Source organism: Nocardia inohanensis NBRC 100128 (assembly GCF_001612945.1).
GTDB lineage: Bacteria > Actinomycetota > Actinomycetes > Mycobacteriales > Mycobacteriaceae > Nocardia > Nocardia inohanensis.
Map to the genome: position 1 here is coordinate 185,234 of NZ_BDBK01000015.1, position 17,311 is coordinate 202,544.

Sequence of the window (17,311 nt, forward strand, 5' to 3'; positions counted from 1 at the left end):
TTCCGTCACAGACCCGCCAGTTTCCGGACGGCGGCGATCCGTGACCGGTCCTGCTCGGAATCACGGGCCGCCATGAGCGCGATCAGGTGAGCGGGCGCGGCGATCGGGATCCCGTCGTACCAGTCGATGCCGGCGCGCACCTCGTCCCAGGTGACGGCATCGTATTCGTAAGTGGCGTCGATGATCCCGGCCGCGCGGGTGGCACGCAGATAGAAACGCCCGGTCAGCAGCGCCGGATCGAGTGGGGTACGGACCTCGTCCTGCCACGAGCGCACCCGCCAGCCACGGGCACGCAGGGTGGTGGTGAAGGCGTCCGGTCCGATCGACGGTGAGGGCAGCAGCAGATCGCAGTCGCGGATCGGCAGGTCCAAGGCCGCGCCGTAGCGCAGGTGCAGGGCGAGGCCACCGATCACCGCGTAGGGCACCCCGCGCATCCGCAGGGCGCGCAGGGCATCCCGATACGCGGCGATCACGCGGCGGTGCGCAGCAGCACGGCGGTCTCCGGATCCCAATCGGCACAAAGGTTTCCATTGGCGTGGTAGATCAGTTTGTGCACGGTGCCGGAGTGATGGCGGTCCTTCATGAGCTCGTAGTCGGAGGTTTCGAAGGTGACGTCGACGGCGTCCCGCCAGCGGCAGCGCAGGTTCCAGTAGTAGTACCCGCGCGTGTGCCGCAGCGGTGCGAAACCGGCGACCGGATCGCTTGCCGCGGGCCATATTTCGTCGAGCAGCGCCTCGATCGGCACCCGGTCGCGGGCGATGGTGCGCAGCGGCGCGTTCGGCTTGTACAGCTCACCCAGCCGGGAGAACTCGCGGAAAACCACATCGGTGACGCCCAATTCGTCACGCGCCCAAGCGAGATAGCTCTCCACCCCCGCCAGATCGTGTACGCCGGTCCGCTGGATGACGCAGACCAATCGCACCGGCACGGCCGCACCCAGCTGGCGGACGGTGCGTTCGAACACCGCGTTGTCCGAGACGGGTTTGCCGTCCCGGAATCGCATGATCAGATCATTGGCCGCCTGGTCCCGGGCGTGCCGGGACACCTCGGCCCGGTCCAGGCCGAAGCGCGCCAGCCGCGGAATCAACCGTGCCCCATGGGTTTCCCGCGCCAGACCGGCGGTATTGGTGTACAGGACCCGCTCGGTGATCGGCCCGTCGTGTGCGTCGAGCAGATCCAGCACCGCTTCCAGCCAATCCGGGTCGTCGGTCGCTTCCAGTCCCGAGAGCGAGAGCCCGAACGGCAGCCCGCGCAGTTCCGCCAAGACCCGCTCCAGGCCCTCGAAATAGCCGGTGCCGGGGCGCAATCCGGCCGAGAGCACCGTGGCGTCGCGATGGCGCAGGGTCTCCGAGCAGAACACGCAGCGCGCGGAGCAGGGCTGCGCGGAGGCGAAGGGCGTGAAGGTCAAGGGCAGCGCGAATGTTCGTTCGATGCCGCCGATCCGGTGCCGGACCAGCTCGGCCCCGAGATCGACGCGATCGTCGACCCGCACGCCCGGGAATCGCTCTTCGATGATGGTCACAGGGTCCCCCGCCTTCTTGTTTTAGTCTTGACGACTACAATAGTGGGCGAGGGTCGATCCTGCCAGTCGTGAACACTTCAGTGCCCGGAGGTGACCGTCCGCACCTGCTCGATCGCCAAGGCGGCCTCGGGACCGGTGGCGGCGACTTCGAGGCGGTGACCGGGGAGGACGCCGAGGGTGAGGACGCGGGTCAGGCTGTTGCCGGGGACCGGGCCGGCGCCGGTGGTGGCATTGCGGAGCAGGACCTCCGCGTCCAGATCGTTGAGAGCGGAGACCAGTTCGGCGGCGGGCCGGGCGTGCAGTCCGTGCGCGTTGGTCACCTCGAAGACGGCGTCGGCTTGCGGGCGGGCGATCTGGGTGGTGTCTTCGGTCGGCGCGCTGACCGAGCGGGGGTGCCTGGGTGAGTCGCCGAGCTGGGTGCGCTTGGCATCGAGAGCGGATTCGGCTTCGCGGGCGGTCGCGGCGAGGTCCGCGCCGCCGCCGGCCGCCGCCAGGGCGGCCACCAGGCCCTCGACCAGCGGGGCGGCGCACAGGTGCACCTCGTGGGGGTCGGCCAGCAGATCCAGGGCGGTTTCGGCGGACAGGATCGCGCTGCCGAGATCCATCAGGAGCAGCACGCCCTCGCCGGTGTCGGCGGCGGTGATGGCATCGGCCACCGCTACCGCGTCGGTGCCCAGGGTCTGCTCGTCGAGGCCGGCGGCGATCTCGATCCGAACCGGCTGGGCGGGAAGCAGTTCCGTGGCCAGCGCGACCGCCGCCCGCGCGAGCGGGCGGCTGTGGGAGACCACCACCAGGCCGATCATCGCAGCGCCTGCCGTGCGGCGCGGACGAGGAGGGCGGCGCTGGTCGCACCCGGGTCCTGATGTCCAGCACTGCGTTCGCCGAGGTAGGAGGCGCGGCCCTTGCGGGCGACCAGCGGAATGGTTGCGTCCCTGCCGGTTTCGGCCGCCAGCACGGCCGCGTCCAGCGCCGCCTCCGGTGCGGATTCCGCGGCGACCGCCTTGTCCAGGGCGTCGGCGGCGGGCTCCAGGGCATCGACCATGGTCTTGTCGCCGGGTTCGGCCTTGCCGCGGGCGAGCACGCCGTCCAGTCCGGCGCGGAAAGCGCGCGCGAAATCGCTTATCTCCGTACCGGATCCGATGGCCGGGGCGCAGCGCAGGAAGAAGGTGCCGTAGAGGGGGCCGGCGGCGCCGCCGATGCTGCGGATCAGCACCATGGCGGTCTGCTTGAACACCTCGGTGGGCGTCTCGGGATGCGAATCGTTCAGGGCCGCAACGGCTGCGGCCATCCCGCGCCGCATATTGGTGCCGTGGTCGGCGTCGCCGACGGCGGCGTCCAGCGCGGTGAGTTCGTCGGCGTGCGCGTCCACCAGTGCCGCGAAGGCGCGGATCCAGGCCGCGGGATCGACGCTCATCACAGGCCCCACCGCAGCGCCGGGGTGCGGACCGGGGCATCCCAGAGCGCGGTCAGCTCCTCGTCGAGGCGGGTCAGGGTGACCGAGCAGCCCGCCATATCGAGGGAGGTGATGTAGGAGCCGACCAGCGAGCGGGCGATCCGGACGCCCTGCCCGCGCAGGATCCGCGTCACCTCGTCGAACATCAGGTACAGCTCGATCAGCGGGGTGCCGCCCATGCCGTTGACGAAACACAGCACCCGGTCGCCGGATCGGAAGGGCAGGTCGGCGCGGACGGGTTCGACCAGCATGGCGGCGATCTCACGGGCCGGGGCGAGCGGCACCCGCCGGCGTCCGGGCTCACCGTGAATGCCGATCCCGATCTCCATCTCGTCGTCGCCGAGCTCGAAGGTGGGATGCCCGACCGCCGGGACCGTGCCCGAGGTCAAAGCCATTCCCATGCTGCGGGATTCGGCGTTCACGCGTTCGGCGATGCGCGCCACCTCGGCCAGCGGGCGGCCCTGTTCGGCGGCCGCGCCCGCCAGCTTCTCCAGCACCACGGTCGCGCCGACGCCGCGCCGGCCGGCGGTGTAGAGGCTGTCCTGCACCGCCACATCGTCGTTCACCACCACGGCCCGCACCTGCGTGCCGGAATCGGCTTCGGCGAGTTCGGCGGCCATCTCGAAATTCATCACATCGCCGGTGTAGTTCTTCACGATGTGCAGCACCCCGGCCCCGGCGTCGACGGCGGTGGTGGCCGCCAGGATCTGATCGGGGACCGGGGAGGTGAAGATCTCGCCCGCGCAGGCGGCGTCGAGCATGCCGGGGCCCACGAAACCGGCGTGCAGGGGTTCGTGTCCGGAGCCGCCGCCGGAGACCAGCCCGACCTTGCCGGGCACGGGCGCGTCGGCGCGGACCACCACCCGCTGCTTCGCGTCCACCCGCAGTTCCGGATGCGCGGCGGCCATCCCGGCGAGCGCGGCGTCCACCACGTCGGCGGGCTTGTTGATCAGCTTCTTCACCGGGTGCTCCCTCGGCAGGCTGGTTCGAATTCCTTGGGCCAGACTGGCACTCGAGTCCGGGCCGCGGTGCGATTTCGGGCTATTCGGGTGCGCCGTCCTCGAGCGAACGGGCCAATTCGATATCGGTGACCAACTGCACCATGAGGTCGCGCAGTTCGCAGTCGGGTAGGTGTTCGGCGGCGAATTCGAAGGGTTCGGAGACGTCGAGCCCGCCCCGGGTGGCGGCCAGGATCACCCAGGGGATGCCCACTTCGGCCACGCCCAGCCGTTCGCGCACCAGGTCGGTGGTGTCGTCGACGAGATCGTTGCGGCGGGTGACCAGGGTCATCAGCTGTTCGTCCAGTTCGGCGCGGCGTGCCTCCAGCAGGCCCGGATCCGCCTCCGCCTCCTGGGCGGGGGTGGTGCGCACCGAACCGTCGTCGTACACCTGGAAGCCCTCGTTGACGGCGGTGGTGCCCAGCGAGATCTCGGCTTCGGTGAGGTCGGGCAGGCCGCGCAGGCAGTCCAGCACCGCGTCCAGCGCGGCCACCAGGCGGTCGCGAATATCGCGGCGGCGCACCAGTTCCCGTTCCGCGTCCTCGCGTTCGGCCAGGGCCTGTTCGACGGCGCGGCCGATCTGGAAGGCCATCGCGGTGGATTCGGGCGCCCAGCCGCCCTGCGGGACGTACTCGCCGTCGCGCGGGGTGACGGTGTCGAGGAAGCCGTTCACCGCGTCGAGCAGTCCCTGCAACTGGCTACGGGACACGGCGGGGTGCCGGAAGGCGCGCAGATACTGTTCGTGCGCGTGGGCGGATTCGACCTCACCGTCACTCACATCCCCGATACTGCCACGCGTTCGCGGCCCACCGGTGCAATGACAGCTAACTACTGGTAATTCTGCTGGGTACCCAATTGCTGCTGGATTACTCCCTGGAGTCGCTGCAATCCGGTCGGGGTGATGCCGCTCTGCAACTGGCCCTCGATGGTGCGCACCAGGTGCGCGTCGTCGAGGATCTTCTCGCTGGACTGGATCAGCACGGTGCCCGCGCCGGTGAAATCGAACTGCCGCTCCTCGCCGGAGGTCACCCCGAACCGGGCCGCGCCCGCCGCCAGGAAGCTGCTCACCCAGCGCTGATCGTAGTGATGGCTGGGGGAGGGGCAGTCCGCCCAGCCGACCAGCGACTCCGGATCCACCCGCAGCGGCGGCTCGGCGAACATGACCGGGCCGTTGGAGGAGGCCAGGAACTTGCCGGTGCCGATCAGGGTCAGGAAGCCGGGGACGATGGATTGTTTCAGCGCCAGTTCGGGTTCGAAGGCGAGCAGGTTCGCGGCGCGCACCGTGAGGTTGCCGTTGTCCAGATCGAAGCTGTTGATGTTGTAGCCGCGGTCGCCGATTATCAGCTTGCCCTGGCCCTCGGCAACCACGTAGTCACCGCCGAAGAGCGGGGCCGAGAACTGTTGCGCCACCATGTGCAGCAGGCCGCCCTGCAACCCGTGGGTCAGCGATTGGAAACGCATCTCGCCGTAATGGGCGATCATCGCGCCCTTGCGCATGAACCACGGCTTGCGCAGGTCGATGCAGTAGGCGTAGTCGTTGCCCGGAATATTGTCGCTCTCACCGAGATTCATCGGATTCAGAATCTGGCTCACAGCTTCTCCTCGCTGGCCTGCACGTACACCACACCCTGGCCGACGCAGTGCAACTGCATGGCCTCGCCGGAACCGCGGCCGACCGCGTCGCGCCAGCTCAAGGCCGTCTTCAACTCGGTCTGCACATTGCCGTAGGCGGCCACGAACGCCTGCGGGTCCACCACCACCGGGTACTGGCCGCCGACCTGGAGTTCCAGGAAACCGCCGTGCGCGAGCAGCACCGCGCTGCCCTGGCCGGACAACTGGGTGGTGAACATGCCCGCGCCGGTGAGCATTCCGCCCGCCGCGCCGCGCAGCGCGCCCATCAGGCCGCCGCCGCGCCCGCCGCCACCACCGCCCGAACTCGTCACCGAGACGATCGAACTCTGCAATTGCGCCGTATTGGCAAGCAGCCGTGAGGCTTCCACACGCAACACCGCGCCGGGCTGCATGTGCACGATGTGGGTCTCCAGCCCCGCGAAACCGTAATGGACTTCGCCGTTGCCGGTGGCCAGCATGGTGCGTTCGTGCTCCCCGGCCATCATGCGACCGGCCATGCCCATCAGGCCGCCCATGCCGCCCATCTGGCCCGCGCCCGGAATCTGATGCGGCGCGAAGGAGACGTCGCCGGTGTAGAAGAGCATGGCCCCGGTGCGGGCCACCACGCCCTGCCCGGCGTGCACCTTGACGACTTTGCCGTTCACCTGCTCGAACATCAGCGGTCCCTCACCGTTCCGCGGGCTGGATCAACACGACGCCCTGCCCGTCGTAGCGCAACGAGAACGCCTCCCCGCCACCCTGTCCCAGCGCCGAACGCCACGACACGTCGGTGACGAAGGACTGGTTCAGGTTGCCGCGCGAGGCCACGAAGGCGTCCGGGTCCACCACCAGCGGGAACTGCGGCGACACCTCCAGGTGGATGAGCGGGCCGCCCGCCGACAGCAGCGCGACCTGACCGGTGCCGCTGACCGTGGTGGTGAAAAGGCCCGCCCCGGTGGAGGCTCCGCGCAAACCGGCGAAGGCCACATTGGTGCGCAACTGCCCGGCGAAGGCCAGCAGCTGCTGCGATTCCACCTGGAGCGTCTCGTTGTTCAGGTTCACCACGGTGACGTGCTGGCCGTTGACCGCGAAGAACACCCGCCCGTTGCCGGTGCACTCCATCAGAGACAGCGATTCGCCGGTGGCGCGGCGTTTCAGCCCCGCGATCACCCCGTCGCCGCCGCCGAAACCAGCGCTCTTGAACTGCACATTGCCTTCATAGGCGACCATGGAACCCGCGATCGCGCGGAGGCTGTCCCCCGCGAGATGGGCTTCGATCACCTTCTTGGATTTCTCGAACAGCTGCGCCATCACTGCCTCGTACTCGAACGTGCCGCAACCCTAACCGATCAGGTCAGCGGCTGGTGCCCGAGTTTTCACCTAGAGTGGCGTGCGTCAGCATCGACAAGCGAAGGGTCTGTCTTGTCCGCAGCACTGGTGAAGGGCCAGAACGGCCCTTTGAACGTCAACGATGTGGTGATCGGCATCCAGGTCGCCGCCCCCGCGGACCTGTCCGCGCTGCTGGTCACCGAGAGCGGCAAGGTGCGCTCCGACGCGGATTTCGTCTTCTTCAACCAGCCCACCGGTCCCGGTGTGCAGTTGCAGCCGGGCGGCGCCGGGCAGTCGAGCGTGCTCGCCGTATCGCTGGGCGCGGTGCCCGCCGATATCGCGCAGCTGCGCGCGGTCATCACCCTCGACGATCCGAGCACCAATTTCGGCCGCATCGCGCCGCCGGTGGTGACGGTCGCCGACGGCGGCGGAAACCCGTTGTACGAGTACCGGATCGAGAGCCTCACCACCGAATCCATCGTGATCGCGGTGGAGTTGTACCGGCGGGGCGCGGACTGGAAGGTGCGCGCCATCGGCCAAGGGTACGCGGGCGGATTCGCCGCCCTGGTCACCGATCACGGCGTGAACGTCAACGAGCCCGCGCCCCAGCCGGCGCCCGCGAGCTACCAGCAGCCCGCCCCGGCCGGCGGCCCCGGCTACCCGCCGCCCGCCCAGACCGAACAGTTCGCTCCCACCGGCGGTTACCCGCCGCCGCCCGGTTCCGGTTACCCGCCGCCCGGCCAGGGATATCCGCCCCCGCCGGGCAATCCCGCTGGCGGACAAGGCTTCCCGCCCCCGCCCGGCGGCCAGGGTTTCCAGCAGCCCGCCCCCGAACCGTTCCCCGATCGCGACCTCCCCAGGAACCATGCCGTCAGCCTGGTCAAGGGCCAGCGCGTCAACCTCCGCAAGGAGGGCGGCGCCGCCCTCAGCTACGTCAAGATGGGCCTCGGCTGGGATCCGGTGAAACGCGGCGGCCTGCTCGGCAGCCGCGCCGTCGACATCGACCTCGACGCCTCCGTGGTCCTGTTCGCCGATATGAGCCCCGTCGACGTCGTCTACTACGGCTCGCTGGCCTCCAAGGACGGTTCGGTCCGCCACCAGGGCGACAACCTGACCGGTGAAGGCGAAGGCGACGACGAGGTGATCCTGGTCGACCTGACCCGCATCTCCCCTCAGATCACCACCCTCCTGTTCACCGTCACCTCCTACAAAGGCCACACCTTCGAACAGGTCGCAAACGCCTTCTGCCGCTTGGTGGACGGCCAATCCAGCTCCGAACTGGCCCGCTACACCCTCGCCGGCGGCATGCCCTTCACCGGCATGGTCATGGCCAAGGTCTACCGCAGCGGCGCCGACTGGAAACTGGAAGCCATCGGCGAGGGCATCCAAGCCAAACACCCCGGCGAAGCCGTCCCCCAACTCGCCCGCTTCCTCGGCGCCTGACCGGGGTCTGTGACGAATCGAGCACCGTAGGTCCTACCCTCACCCCGGTGGTGGGGGCAGGATCGGAGCATGACCAGCCTTAGTGCGAAAGCCAGCAGTTTCCGCGAGCTTCACAAGCCCGGCGATCCGGTGATCCTGCCGACCGTATGGGACGCCTGGTCGGCGAAGATGGTGCAGGAAGCCGGATTCTCGGGGCTCACCATCGGCAGTCATCCGCTCGCCGACTCCATGGGCAAAGGGGACCACGAGGGGATGGCGTTCACCGACGTGCTCGCCAGGGTCCGGGAAATCACTGCGGCCGTGGATATTCCGGTATCGGTGGATCTGGAGTCCGGGTACGGGGTGAAGCCCGCGGAGCTGATCGAAGGATTGCTGAGCGCCGGCGCGGTGGGCTTCAATCTCGAGGACACCGTGCACAAGGAGGGCGGGCGCCTGCGGGAGCCGCAGGAGCACGCCGACCTGGTGGGCGAATTACGGCAGGCATCCGACGCCACCGAAGTGCACGTCGTGATCAACGCCCGCACCGACGTTTTCCTGCGGCCCGATGGCGGCGAGCCGCAGGAGCGACTCGAAAGCGGGCTCACCCGTTTGCGTCTGGCCGCAGCGGCCGGCGCGGACGTGCTCTACCCGGTAGGCGTCCGCGAGCCCGAAGTACTGCGCACCCTCTGCCACGAACTCCCGCTACCGGTCAACGCGATCGGATTCCCCGAGCAGGGCAGCAAGGTGCAGTTCGCCGGAATGGGCGTAGCCCGAGTCAGTTTCGGCCCGTTCCTCCAGCGTGCACTGACCGCCGAAGCGAACCGGCTCTTCCTGCCCTGGCAGTGACCAAGACCGAACGGCTGTACGCGATCGCGGAAGAAGTACGCGCACTGGTTCAGGTTCGGTCGGTCACCGGCCTGCGGCGCTTCCCGCGGTGACCGGGGTTCGTGGCTGCCAGAACGGTGGCAGCCACGGATCGGACGGGTCGCGGGTGCGATCGAGCAGGCCGCCGCTCGGATCGTCCAGGCCGTCGCGGCGTACCGGGTCCTGCTCGGGGCGGTAGATTTGGCGGATTACCAAGGCGCACAGTGCGATTACCGCGATGTCGCGGAGCACTACCGTGCCGGTGAACCATTGCTCCGGCAGGCCCTTGTGATCGGTGCCCAGGTAGTAATACATGCGGGGGACCCAGACCAGGGCGTCGATCGTCATCCACGCCAACAGGATTCGGCGCTGCGGTAGTGCCAGCACTGCCAATGGCACCAGCCACAGCGAATACTGCGGGCTCCAGACCTTGTTGGTGAGCAGGAAGGCGGCCACCACCAGGAAGGTCAACTGGGCCAGGCGGGGGCGGCGGGCGGCGGTCAGGCCGATCCAGCCGATCGCGGCGCAGCAGGTCAGGAACAGCAGCAGCGAAACCACATTCAAGATGTTGGGCGCTTCCCCCGGCGCGAGCACGCCGTCGAAACCGGTCCAGCCGGTGAACGAGGTGATCACGTTGTAGATCGAATCGGGGTCGGCGTGGCGTTCGGTGTTGAGCCGGAAGAACTCTCGCCAGCCGCGCGCGTACAGCCACGCGATGGGCGCGTTCACCGCCAGCCAGGTGATCGCCGCCGCCGCGATGGCCGACCACGCCGCGCGCAGCGGCCGCAGGCCACCCCAGGCCGGATCCTCGTCCTCGCCATGGTGTTCGGCACGCATGCACAGGATCAGGATCGGGCCGAGCAGCAGCAGCGGGTACAGCTTCGCCGCACCGCCCAAACCGAGCAGCACACCCGCCAGCACGGGGCGTCGCCTGGCCCAGGCCAGTAACCCGCAGGCCGCGAAAGCCGTTGCCAGGGCATCGAAATTGGTGAAGGCGTGCACCAGCACCAGCGGCGACAATGCCACCAGCGCGGCATCCCACACCCGGCGGGCGCCCGCCAAGCGCGCCGATGCCCACACCGTCACCAGCCACGCCATCGACAGGCCGACGGCGACCACATTGAAGTAGATGACGACCTCGAGGGCGTCGGGCAGGCGCGGACCCGAGTATTTGCGCTCGCCGTCGGCGGTCACCTGGCCCGGATGCGATGCGGCCTTCCACGCCTTGGCGACCCCCATCGACGCGTACTGATAGAGCCCCGACAGCACCGGATACTCCATGTACCGCGTCTGCGGCCGGCCGGCGCCGTCGATGTCGGTCCACTGCTTCTTGTACGGGAACGCGCCCTCGTTCAGGCGCTCCGCGCCGTACAGCGGCACCGTGTCCGAATAGCACATGGCCACGTATTGGCGGCCGTTGTCCCAATCCAGGCCGAGCAGCCCGTTCTCGTCCGGCCGCTGCTGAATACAGCCCGCCTTGCCGAACCAGCCGAACGCCAGGAAGAGCACCGCGAAAGCGAGCATGACGCGCACCGGCGTCCAGAAACGAGCGCGGCCGATCAGCGCGTGATCGCCCACCGGGCCGCCGATCAGATCGGCCAGCTGCGCGCCCATCGCATCGGTGCGGCTCGGTTTGTCGCGATCGTCGGCCGAGCGCAGATCCCGCGCGAGCGGCGCCGGCGATTCGTAGCCCTGCGTTGAAATGTGCTGCCCCCCAGCATTGTCGGGCGCGGGCCCGCCCCCGGTGGCACCGGGGGCGGGCCCACCCGTCTCCGTATCGCCGGCCGGCCCGTCACTGGCCGGCGGCTGCGGCACGAGTTCCTGCTCGATCACGGCCTGAGGCTACCGACTGCGCGTTCCTCCGTTGCCGCCACCGTTCCCGTTGCCGCCACCGGTGCCGCCACTGGGCGCGGTGGTGGTCGCCGCGCCACCGTCGGCCGGTGCGACCGGCTGACCGGGCAGCGGGCCGGTGCCGCCACCGGTACCGCCACCGGTACCGCCGCTGTCGCCCTCCTGGGTCTGACCGCTGCGACCACCGTTCTGGCCGCCCTGATTGGGCTGGCTCTGGTTCTGCGGATTCGGCGCCACCCCCGGAATCGGGATGGAGAAGCCGGGCAGGCCCGGAATCGGCATCTGGCTGGTGGTGAACACCGGCGGCGCCACCGCCTGCTCGGTGGTGGAGGGCGCGGTGTACGGCGCCGACCAGGACGGCACACCGGCCTGACCGGCGATCGCGCCCGGCTTCGGGAAGTTCTCGTTCGGCGTGCCCTTGAGCGCGCCGTCCATGGTGTCCTTCCAGATATCGGCCGGCAGGCCGGAACCGTAGATCATGCCGCCGCTGGCATTGCGCAGCTTCTCGCCCTGCTCGGTACCGATCCACACCGCGGTGGACAGCGACGGGGTGTAGCCGACCATCCACGAGTCGCGGTTCTCGCCGGTATCGCCAAGCTGGTTGGTGCCGGTCTTGGTGGCGGAGAGGCGGCCCCCGGCCAGCTGATGGTTACGCGACCACGCCGCAATGGGTTTCATGGCGTCGGTGACATTGTCGGCGATCGCGGCCGAGACCCGCTGCTCACCGGCGACCTCGCCGCGATCCAGCAGCACGGTGCCGTCGGAGGTGACGACCTTGGTCACGAAGTGCGGCTTGTGATAGACGCCCGAGGCGGCCAGCGTGGCGTACGCGGAGGCCATGTCCAGCGGCCGCACCTGGTACTGACCCAGCACGACGCCGTTGTTGGGGCCGCTGCCGTCCGGTTCGGTGAGCGTTTTGCCCACGCCCGGAATGGTTTCCGGGATACCGAGCTTGTGCGCCATATCGGCGATCTTCTGCGGGCCGTTGCCCGGCATGTCCAGCATCATGCGGTAGAAGCTGGTGTTCAGCGAGCGCTTGAGCGCCTCGGAGATGGTGCACATCCCGCACTGCTCACCCTCGACGTTGGTGATCTTGATGCCGTTCACCGTCACCGGCGAGGAGTCGTACAGCGTCGAAAGCGGCTTGCCCAGCTCCAGGTTCTCGGCCAGACCGAACACCTTGAACGAAGAGCCCGGCGGCAGACCGGCATTCGCGAAGTCGTAGCCCTGGCCGTCGGAACCGCCGTAGTAGGCGCGCACCGCACCGGTCTTCGGATCCACCGAAACCACCGCCGTGCGCAGCTTCTCCGGCTCACCCTGCATGTTCTTGGTCACCGCGTCGATGGCCGCCTGCTGCGCCTTCGGATCGATGGTGGTGTAGATCTGCAAGCCCTCGGTATTGAGCTCGTGCTCGGAGATGCCGGCATCGGTCAGCTCCTTGAGCACCTGGGTCTTGATCAGGCCCTCGGCGCCGGAGTCCAGGGTCTTGTCGGCCTGCGCGTCGGCGGCCGGAATCACCTGCGGATACTGCATATTCGCGCGATCGGCGGCGGTGACCGCCCCGGCCTTCTCCATGCCCTCGAGCACGTACTTCCAGCGCTCCTGCGCGCCCTTCGGATTCTTCTCCGGATCCAGATTGGACGGCTGCTGAATCGTCGCCGCCAGCACCGCGCCCTCGGCCACGGTCAGCTCGGACACCGGCTTGCCGAAGTACGCCTTGGCGGCGGCATTGATGCCGTACGCGCCACGACCGAAGTAGATGGTGTTCAGGTACGCGGTGAGAATGTCGTCCTTGGACCACTGCTTGGCCATCTTGGCCGAGATCACCAGCTCGCGCAGCTTACGGGTCAGCGAGCGCTCATTGCCGACCATGGCGTTCTTCACGTACTGCTGCGTAATGGTCGAACCACCGCCGGCGCTCTCCTTGCCGAGCACATTGTCGCGCAAAGCGCGCACGAAGCCGCCGATCGAGAAGCCCGGATTGGTGTAGAAGTCACGGTCCTCGGCCGCGATCACGGCATTGCGCACGTGCGGCGGGATCTGATCGATGGTGACGTCGGTGCGGTTGCCTTCCGGCGGAACCACTTTGGACAGCACCGAGGAGCCGTCCGACATGTAGATGGTCGCCACCTGATTGGTCTTCAGGTCACCCGGGCGCGGCACGTCGGCCGCCGAGTAGGCGATCAGGAAGACCGCGCAGAGGCCGATGATAAGCAGCCCGCTACCGGTGTAGGCGATGCGGCGCAGCGTCCGCCAGATCGAGCGCTTGCGGGGAGCGGCCGCGCCCCGGCCGCTGCCCGAACCGCCACCGCCGCCACCCGGGCGACGCGGCGGCGCACCCGGGGGAGTGCCGTTGCCGTTGCCGGCCGGGGCGGGCCGCCGGGACGCGGGCTGCGCACCCGACGGCGGCCGGGTGCGGTCGTTCGCCGGACGCGGCCGGGTGTCGGTGCCGCCGCGCTGGGTGCGATCGGAGGTCGCGGCCCGCTGAATGTGATCGGGGGCCGGACGCCGCGGCGCCTCGCCGCCGCGCGGCTGCCCGCCCTGGGGCTGTGGACCGCGCGGGGGTTGCGGGCCCCGCGGCGGTTGCGGACCGCGCGGCGGCACCGCGCCGCCCGGCTGCGGGCCACGCTGTACCGGACCGTTCGGTCCTTGACCGGGACGGCCCTGCGGCTGCCGTGCGCCCGGAGGCGGAGCGCTCGGGCGGGGTGGCGGGTAACCACCGGGTCCGGATTGCGAACCGCCACGGGGGCGGCCGCCGCGCGGTCCGTCGTCATAGGGCGAATTCACAGCGTGGATCTCCAATAGCTACTCGATACGTTCCTGGTTCCCCGTGGTGGCGGCCTGGCCGTGCCGCCGCGGGCGATCACCGCCCGCGAATCAGCAGTTCTCGTCGCCTTTCACTCGGCGGCGGTGCGGCGCGTGCCGGAACGGCGGCGGCCCGTCGGCGCGGGCGCGCGGCCCAGCACATAGGACTGCACCAAATGGTTCCAGCTACAGGTCCGGCACACCTCGACCACATGCACCGTGAACTCTTCGCGACCCTCGGCCATCCGGAGCAGTTCCTCCGGTGCGCGAGCCGAGCCGGCCATCTGCCCGAGCCCGTCGCCGTAGACCCACGATACGAGAGTCAACTGCTCTTTCCTGCAAATCGGGCATGTGACCTCGCTCCCCCGCCCGTGGAACTTGGCCGCACGCAACAGGTACGGGTTCGCATCACAGACTTCCGCCACGGCCACCCGCCCCGCGTAGACGTCGGCCAGCAGCGACCGGCGCCGGAGCGCATAGTCCACTACCTGCCGCTGAATTCGCACGGCACCCAGAGTACTTGCGGTGACCGGCAGCCCGCACTCCCCAGAGAGACTCTTGGCGTATCCCAAGGTAACGACTGATCTCGCGCCGGTCCGGGTAACTCGTCGGGCACCCCCGAAATCGGCTCGCTCCTGACCGCGGGCACGGATGCATGACTCCGACGGCCTCCCAGCCGTCCGCTGAAGTGTCGGAGAGGCGGTTCAGTGCGCGCGTAATATATCGGCGCGATATAGTTTGGAACTGCATCCATCGGTTAGATCTGAAACGAACCAGTCAGGGGGTGAGGCCCGGTGCTCGAGTTGGCAATCCTCGGGCTGCTCCTCGAATCGCCGATGCACGGCTATGAACTGCGCAAGCGGCTCACCGGCCTGCTCGGACCGTTCCGCGCCTTCTCCTACGGGTCGCTGTATCCGACCCTGAAGCGAATGCAACTGGACGGTCTTATCGCTGAGGAGAGCCCGCAAGGTTTGACCACGCGACGTGCGCGGCGGGTTTACCAACTGACTGAAACGGGGCGGGTGCGGTTCGCGGAACTACTCGCGGACACCGGGCCCCAGAACTACACCGACGACGGCTTCGGCGTTCATCTGGCCTTCTTCAGCCGCACCCCCGCGGAAGCGCGGATGCGGATCCTGGAGGGGCGGCGGAGGCAGGTCGAGGAGCGCCGAGAAGGACTGCGGGAGGCCATCAAGCGAGCCAGCGGGCAACTGGATCGCTACACCCGCCAGCTCCATCAACTCGGTCTCGAATCAAGCGAGCGTGAAGTGCGCTGGCTCAACGAGTTGATTGCTGCGGAGCAATCGACGAAGGCGGCACCACAGAAAGAGGGAAATATCGGCCATGAGTGACATCAACACCGAAGTACGGGTGGCCATCGTCGGCGTAGGAAACTGCGCGTCTTCCCTGGTCCAGGGCGTGCACTTCTACAAGGACGCCGACGAGAACGCGACCGTCCCCGGTCTCATGCACGTCAAGTTCGGGGCCTACCACGTCCGCGATGTGAAGTTCGTCGCCGCGTTCGACGTCGACGCCAAGAAGGTCGGGTTCGACCTCTCCGACGCGATCTTCGCCAGCGAGAACAACACCATCAAGATCTCCGACGTGCCGCCGAGCGACGTCACCGTGCAGCGTGGTCCGACCCTCGACGGCATCGGCAAGTACTACGCGCAGACCATCGAACTCTCCGAGGCCGAGCCGGTCGACGTGGTGAAGGTGCTGAAGGACAACAAGGTCGACGTCCTCGTCTCCTACCTGCCGGTCGGTTCTGAAGAGGCGGACAAGTTCTACGCGCAGTGCGCCCTGGACGCCGGCGTGGCGTTCGTCAACGCGCTGCCCGTGTTCATCGCTTCCGACCCGGTCTGGGCGCAGAAGTTCGTCGACGCCGGCGTGCCGATCGTCGGTGACGACATCAAGTCCCAGGTCGGCGCGACCATCACGCACCGCGTGATGGCCAAGCTGTTCGAGGACCGCGGCGTGGTGCTGGATCGCACGTACCAGCTGAACGTCGGCGGCAATATGGACTTCAAGAACATGCTCGAGCGGGAGCGCCTGGAGTCCAAGAAGGTCTCCAAGACCCAGGCCGTGACCTCGAACCTCGAGGGTCCGCTGGCGGGCAAGGTGCACGACCGCAATGTGCACATCGGCCCGTCGGACTACGTCGAGTGGCTCGACGACCGCAAGTGGGCGTACGTCCGCCTCGAGGGTCGTGCCTTCGGTGATGTGCCGCTGAACCTGGAGTACAAGCTCGAGGTGTGGGACTCGCCGAACTCGGCCGGCATCATCATCGACGCCGTGCGCGCCGCGAAGATCGCCAAGGACCGCGGCATCGGCGGACCCGTCATCCCGGCCTCGGCCTACCTGATGAAGTCCCCGCCGAAGCAGCTCGCCGACGACGTCGCGCGCGCCCAGCTCGAAGCCTTCATCATCGAGGGTTAGACAACTCTCGCAACTCTCAGGGGCAAGCCCTGAAACCCCGAGGGTGGGGCTGGTACTCGCTCACGAACAAGGCGGGGCCGCGATCCAATCGCGGCCCCGCCCTTCGTTTTTGGTACTCAGTCGAGGGAGACGTAGACCTCTACGGAGGTCGGGCCGGTGTAGCGCTCGATCTCGGCGGAGTGAGAGCGGGTGATGGTGCCCGCGTTCTCGGCCTTGGCGACCTTGGCCCAGGCGGTGCGGAGCAGGTCGTAAGGCTTGTCGGAGACAACGAATTTCGCGTAGCGGCCGGACGGGATGCGGGTCACCACATCTCCGGTGTCGAGATCACCCAGGTCCGATAGCTCGTAGCCCAAAACCGCTACGGCGTGGTCGTTCTGGCCGATGTAGGCCGCCACGCGCTCGATCTTCTTCTCGCGTGCCAGGTAGCGGTCCCAGGTGAAGTTGACCAGGTCCAGGTCGCGTGCGGTGACCTCGCGCCCCGCCAGGGGAATGGTGAGCCCGCCGACCAGGAACGGATCCAGGGTGACGATTTCGAAGTCCACGGCCCCTACCCCTCCACGCTCGTATCGAGCGCGACGAAAATCTCCACCGTCCGGGAATCCGGATAGTGCTCGAAATCCCCGGTGTACGCGCGGGTCAGCTGGCCCGTCGCCTCCAGATCCCAGACGGTGCGCCAGATCGACACCACGGTGTCGCCGAGGTTGTCACCGTTGCGGACGAAGCGCGCGAAGGTGCCGGCGGGGACGCGAGCCAGCACATCGCCGGGCAACAGGTCGTCGAGGGATTTGCACTCGTAGCCGACGATATGGGTCAGGTACGAGCCGATCTCCGGCGCGTGATCCACGTATGCGGTGGCCGGCGGGCCCGGCAGGTCGCGCGCCATGGTGCGCTTCCACGCCTCTTCGACCTTCGCGCGGCGCGGTCCTTCGACCGCGAGAGCCGGGCTGCGTAGCACCGTTCCGGCTACCAGCGTCTCGTGGCGTTCAACGACATTGAATTCCACCGGCGTCGCCCCTA

The 17,311-nt window shown here is 68.4% G+C and carries 18 protein-coding genes; 4 read left to right on the forward strand and 14 right to left on the reverse strand.

Annotated elements, in window-relative coordinates:
* Nucleotides 1–5 precede the first annotated feature (5 nt).
* The 9 genes from NI1_RS27885 to NI1_RS27925 all read right to left on the reverse strand — a co-directional run bounded on the left by NI1_RS27885 (nt 6) and on the right by NI1_RS27925 (nt 6,895).
* Nucleotides 6–473, reverse strand: a complete 468-nt coding sequence (locus NI1_RS27885; RefSeq protein WP_067826324.1) for a hypothetical protein — start codon at nt 471–473, stop codon at nt 6–8.
* Nucleotides 470–1,522 carry a radical SAM family protein gene (locus tag NI1_RS27890; protein WP_067826325.1) on the reverse strand — a complete coding sequence of 351 codons (1,053 nt, stop codon included), beginning with the start codon at nt 1,520–1,522 and terminating at the stop codon, nt 470–472. The genes NI1_RS27885 and NI1_RS27890 overlap by 4 nt, the downstream gene beginning before the upstream one ends.
* A 77-nt stretch (nt 1,523–1,599) precedes the next feature.
* A complete protein-coding gene (gene dhaM / locus NI1_RS27895) occupies nt 1,600–2,325 on the reverse strand; it encodes a dihydroxyacetone kinase phosphoryl donor subunit DhaM (protein WP_067826326.1) in 726 nt (241 codons plus the stop codon).
* The gene (dhaL, locus tag NI1_RS27900; RefSeq protein ID WP_067826327.1) at nt 2,322–2,936 is read right to left on the reverse strand and encodes a dihydroxyacetone kinase subunit DhaL; all 615 of its coding nucleotides are present in this window, start codon (nt 2,934–2,936) and stop codon (nt 2,322–2,324) included. The genes dhaM and dhaL overlap by 4 nt, the downstream gene beginning before the upstream one ends.
* Nucleotides 2,936–3,937, reverse strand: a complete 1,002-nt coding sequence (gene dhaK, locus NI1_RS27905) for a dihydroxyacetone kinase subunit DhaK (protein ID WP_067826328.1) — start codon at nt 3,935–3,937, stop codon at nt 2,936–2,938. Before dhaK ends, dhaL begins: the two co-directional genes overlap by 1 nt.
* A 79-nt stretch (nt 3,938–4,016) precedes the next feature.
* On the reverse strand, nt 4,017–4,751 hold the full coding sequence (locus NI1_RS27910; RefSeq protein WP_067826330.1) for a hypothetical protein: 735 nt from the start codon (nt 4,749–4,751) through the stop codon (nt 4,017–4,019).
* 50 nt (nt 4,752–4,801) lie between these two features.
* Nucleotides 4,802–5,566, reverse strand: a complete 765-nt coding sequence (locus tag NI1_RS27915; protein ID WP_067826332.1) for an AIM24 family protein — start codon at nt 5,564–5,566, stop codon at nt 4,802–4,804.
* Nucleotides 5,563–6,261, reverse strand: a complete 699-nt coding sequence (locus NI1_RS27920; protein WP_067826334.1) for an AIM24 family protein — start codon at nt 6,259–6,261, stop codon at nt 5,563–5,565. The genes NI1_RS27915 and NI1_RS27920 overlap by 4 nt, the downstream gene beginning before the upstream one ends.
* 10 nt (nt 6,262–6,271) lie before the next feature.
* Nucleotides 6,272–6,895: an AIM24 family protein gene (locus NI1_RS27925; RefSeq protein WP_067826453.1), complete on the reverse strand. Its 624-nt coding sequence runs from the start codon at nt 6,893–6,895 to the stop codon at nt 6,272–6,274.
* 111 nt (nt 6,896–7,006) lie between these two features.
* On the opposite strand from NI1_RS27925, the gene NI1_RS27930 reads away from it, so the two are divergent.
* Both NI1_RS27930 and NI1_RS27935 read left to right on the forward strand, forming a co-directional pair.
* Entirely contained in the window at nt 7,007–8,356 is a 1,350-nt protein-coding gene (locus NI1_RS27930; protein ID WP_067826336.1) for a TerD family protein, read from the forward strand.
* Between the two features lie 69 nt (nt 8,357–8,425).
* Nucleotides 8,426–9,181 carry an isocitrate lyase/PEP mutase family protein gene (locus tag NI1_RS27935; protein WP_067826338.1) on the forward strand — a complete coding sequence of 252 codons (756 nt, stop codon included), beginning with the start codon at nt 8,426–8,428 and terminating at the stop codon, nt 9,179–9,181.
* 63 nt (nt 9,182–9,244) lie between these two features.
* Here the strand turns inward: NI1_RS27935 and NI1_RS27940 are convergent, their stop codons facing one another.
* The 3 genes from NI1_RS27940 to NI1_RS27950 form a co-directional block, all read right to left on the reverse strand.
* Nucleotides 9,245–10,903 carry a glycosyltransferase family 87 protein gene (locus NI1_RS27940; protein WP_067826454.1) on the reverse strand — a complete coding sequence of 553 codons (1,659 nt, stop codon included), beginning with the start codon at nt 10,901–10,903 and terminating at the stop codon, nt 9,245–9,247.
* Between the two features lie 138 nt (nt 10,904–11,041).
* On the reverse strand, nt 11,042–13,309 hold the full coding sequence (locus tag NI1_RS27945; RefSeq protein ID WP_245663434.1) for a transglycosylase domain-containing protein: 2,268 nt from the start codon (nt 13,307–13,309) through the stop codon (nt 11,042–11,044).
* Between the two features lie 638 nt (nt 13,310–13,947).
* Nucleotides 13,948–14,361: a DUF5318 domain-containing protein gene (locus NI1_RS27950; protein ID WP_084523838.1), complete on the reverse strand. Its 414-nt coding sequence runs from the start codon at nt 14,359–14,361 to the stop codon at nt 13,948–13,950.
* Between the two features lie 288 nt (nt 14,362–14,649).
* Here NI1_RS27950 and NI1_RS27955 point away from each other — a divergent pair, with 288 nt between their 5' ends.
* Nucleotides 14,650–15,207 carry a PadR family transcriptional regulator gene (locus NI1_RS27955; RefSeq protein ID WP_067720701.1) on the forward strand — a complete coding sequence of 186 codons (558 nt, stop codon included), beginning with the start codon at nt 14,650–14,652 and terminating at the stop codon, nt 15,205–15,207.
* Complete coding sequence (locus NI1_RS27960; RefSeq protein ID WP_067826340.1) at nt 15,200–16,294, forward strand: inositol-3-phosphate synthase; 1,095 nt, start codon at nt 15,200–15,202, stop codon at nt 16,292–16,294. The genes NI1_RS27955 and NI1_RS27960 overlap by 8 nt, the downstream gene beginning before the upstream one ends.
* Before the next feature lie 116 nt (nt 16,295–16,410).
* Here the strand turns inward: NI1_RS27960 and NI1_RS27965 are convergent, their stop codons facing one another.
* Nucleotides 16,411–16,836 carry a GyrI-like domain-containing protein gene (locus NI1_RS27965; RefSeq protein WP_067826342.1) on the reverse strand — a complete coding sequence of 142 codons (426 nt, stop codon included), beginning with the start codon at nt 16,834–16,836 and terminating at the stop codon, nt 16,411–16,413.
* Nucleotides 16,837–16,841: 5 nt separating this feature from the next.
* A complete protein-coding gene (locus tag NI1_RS27970; protein WP_067826344.1) occupies nt 16,842–17,297 on the reverse strand; it encodes a GyrI-like domain-containing protein in 456 nt (151 codons plus the stop codon).
* Nucleotides 17,298–17,311 lie beyond the last annotated feature (14 nt).

Coding starts and splice junctions, on each gene's coding strand:
- dhaM (WP_067826326.1), bottom strand. CDS start 2,325: ATGATCGGCCTGGTGGTGGTCTCCCACAGCCGCCCGCTCGCGCGGGCG.
- dhaL (WP_067826327.1), bottom strand. CDS start 2,936: ATGAGCGTCGATCCCGCGGCCTGGATCCGCGCCTTCGCGGCACTGGTG.
- NI1_RS27920 (WP_067826334.1), bottom strand. CDS start 6,261: ATGTTCGAGCAGGTGAACGGCAAAGTCGTCAAGGTGCACGCCGGGCAG.
- NI1_RS27925 (WP_067826453.1), bottom strand. CDS start 6,895: ATGGCGCAGCTGTTCGAGAAATCCAAGAAGGTGATCGAAGCCCATCTC.
- NI1_RS27935 (WP_067826338.1), top strand. CDS start 8,426: ATGACCAGCCTTAGTGCGAAAGCCAGCAGTTTCCGCGAGCTTCACAAG.
- NI1_RS27960 (WP_067826340.1), top strand. CDS start 15,200: ATGAGTGACATCAACACCGAAGTACGGGTGGCCATCGTCGGCGTAGGA.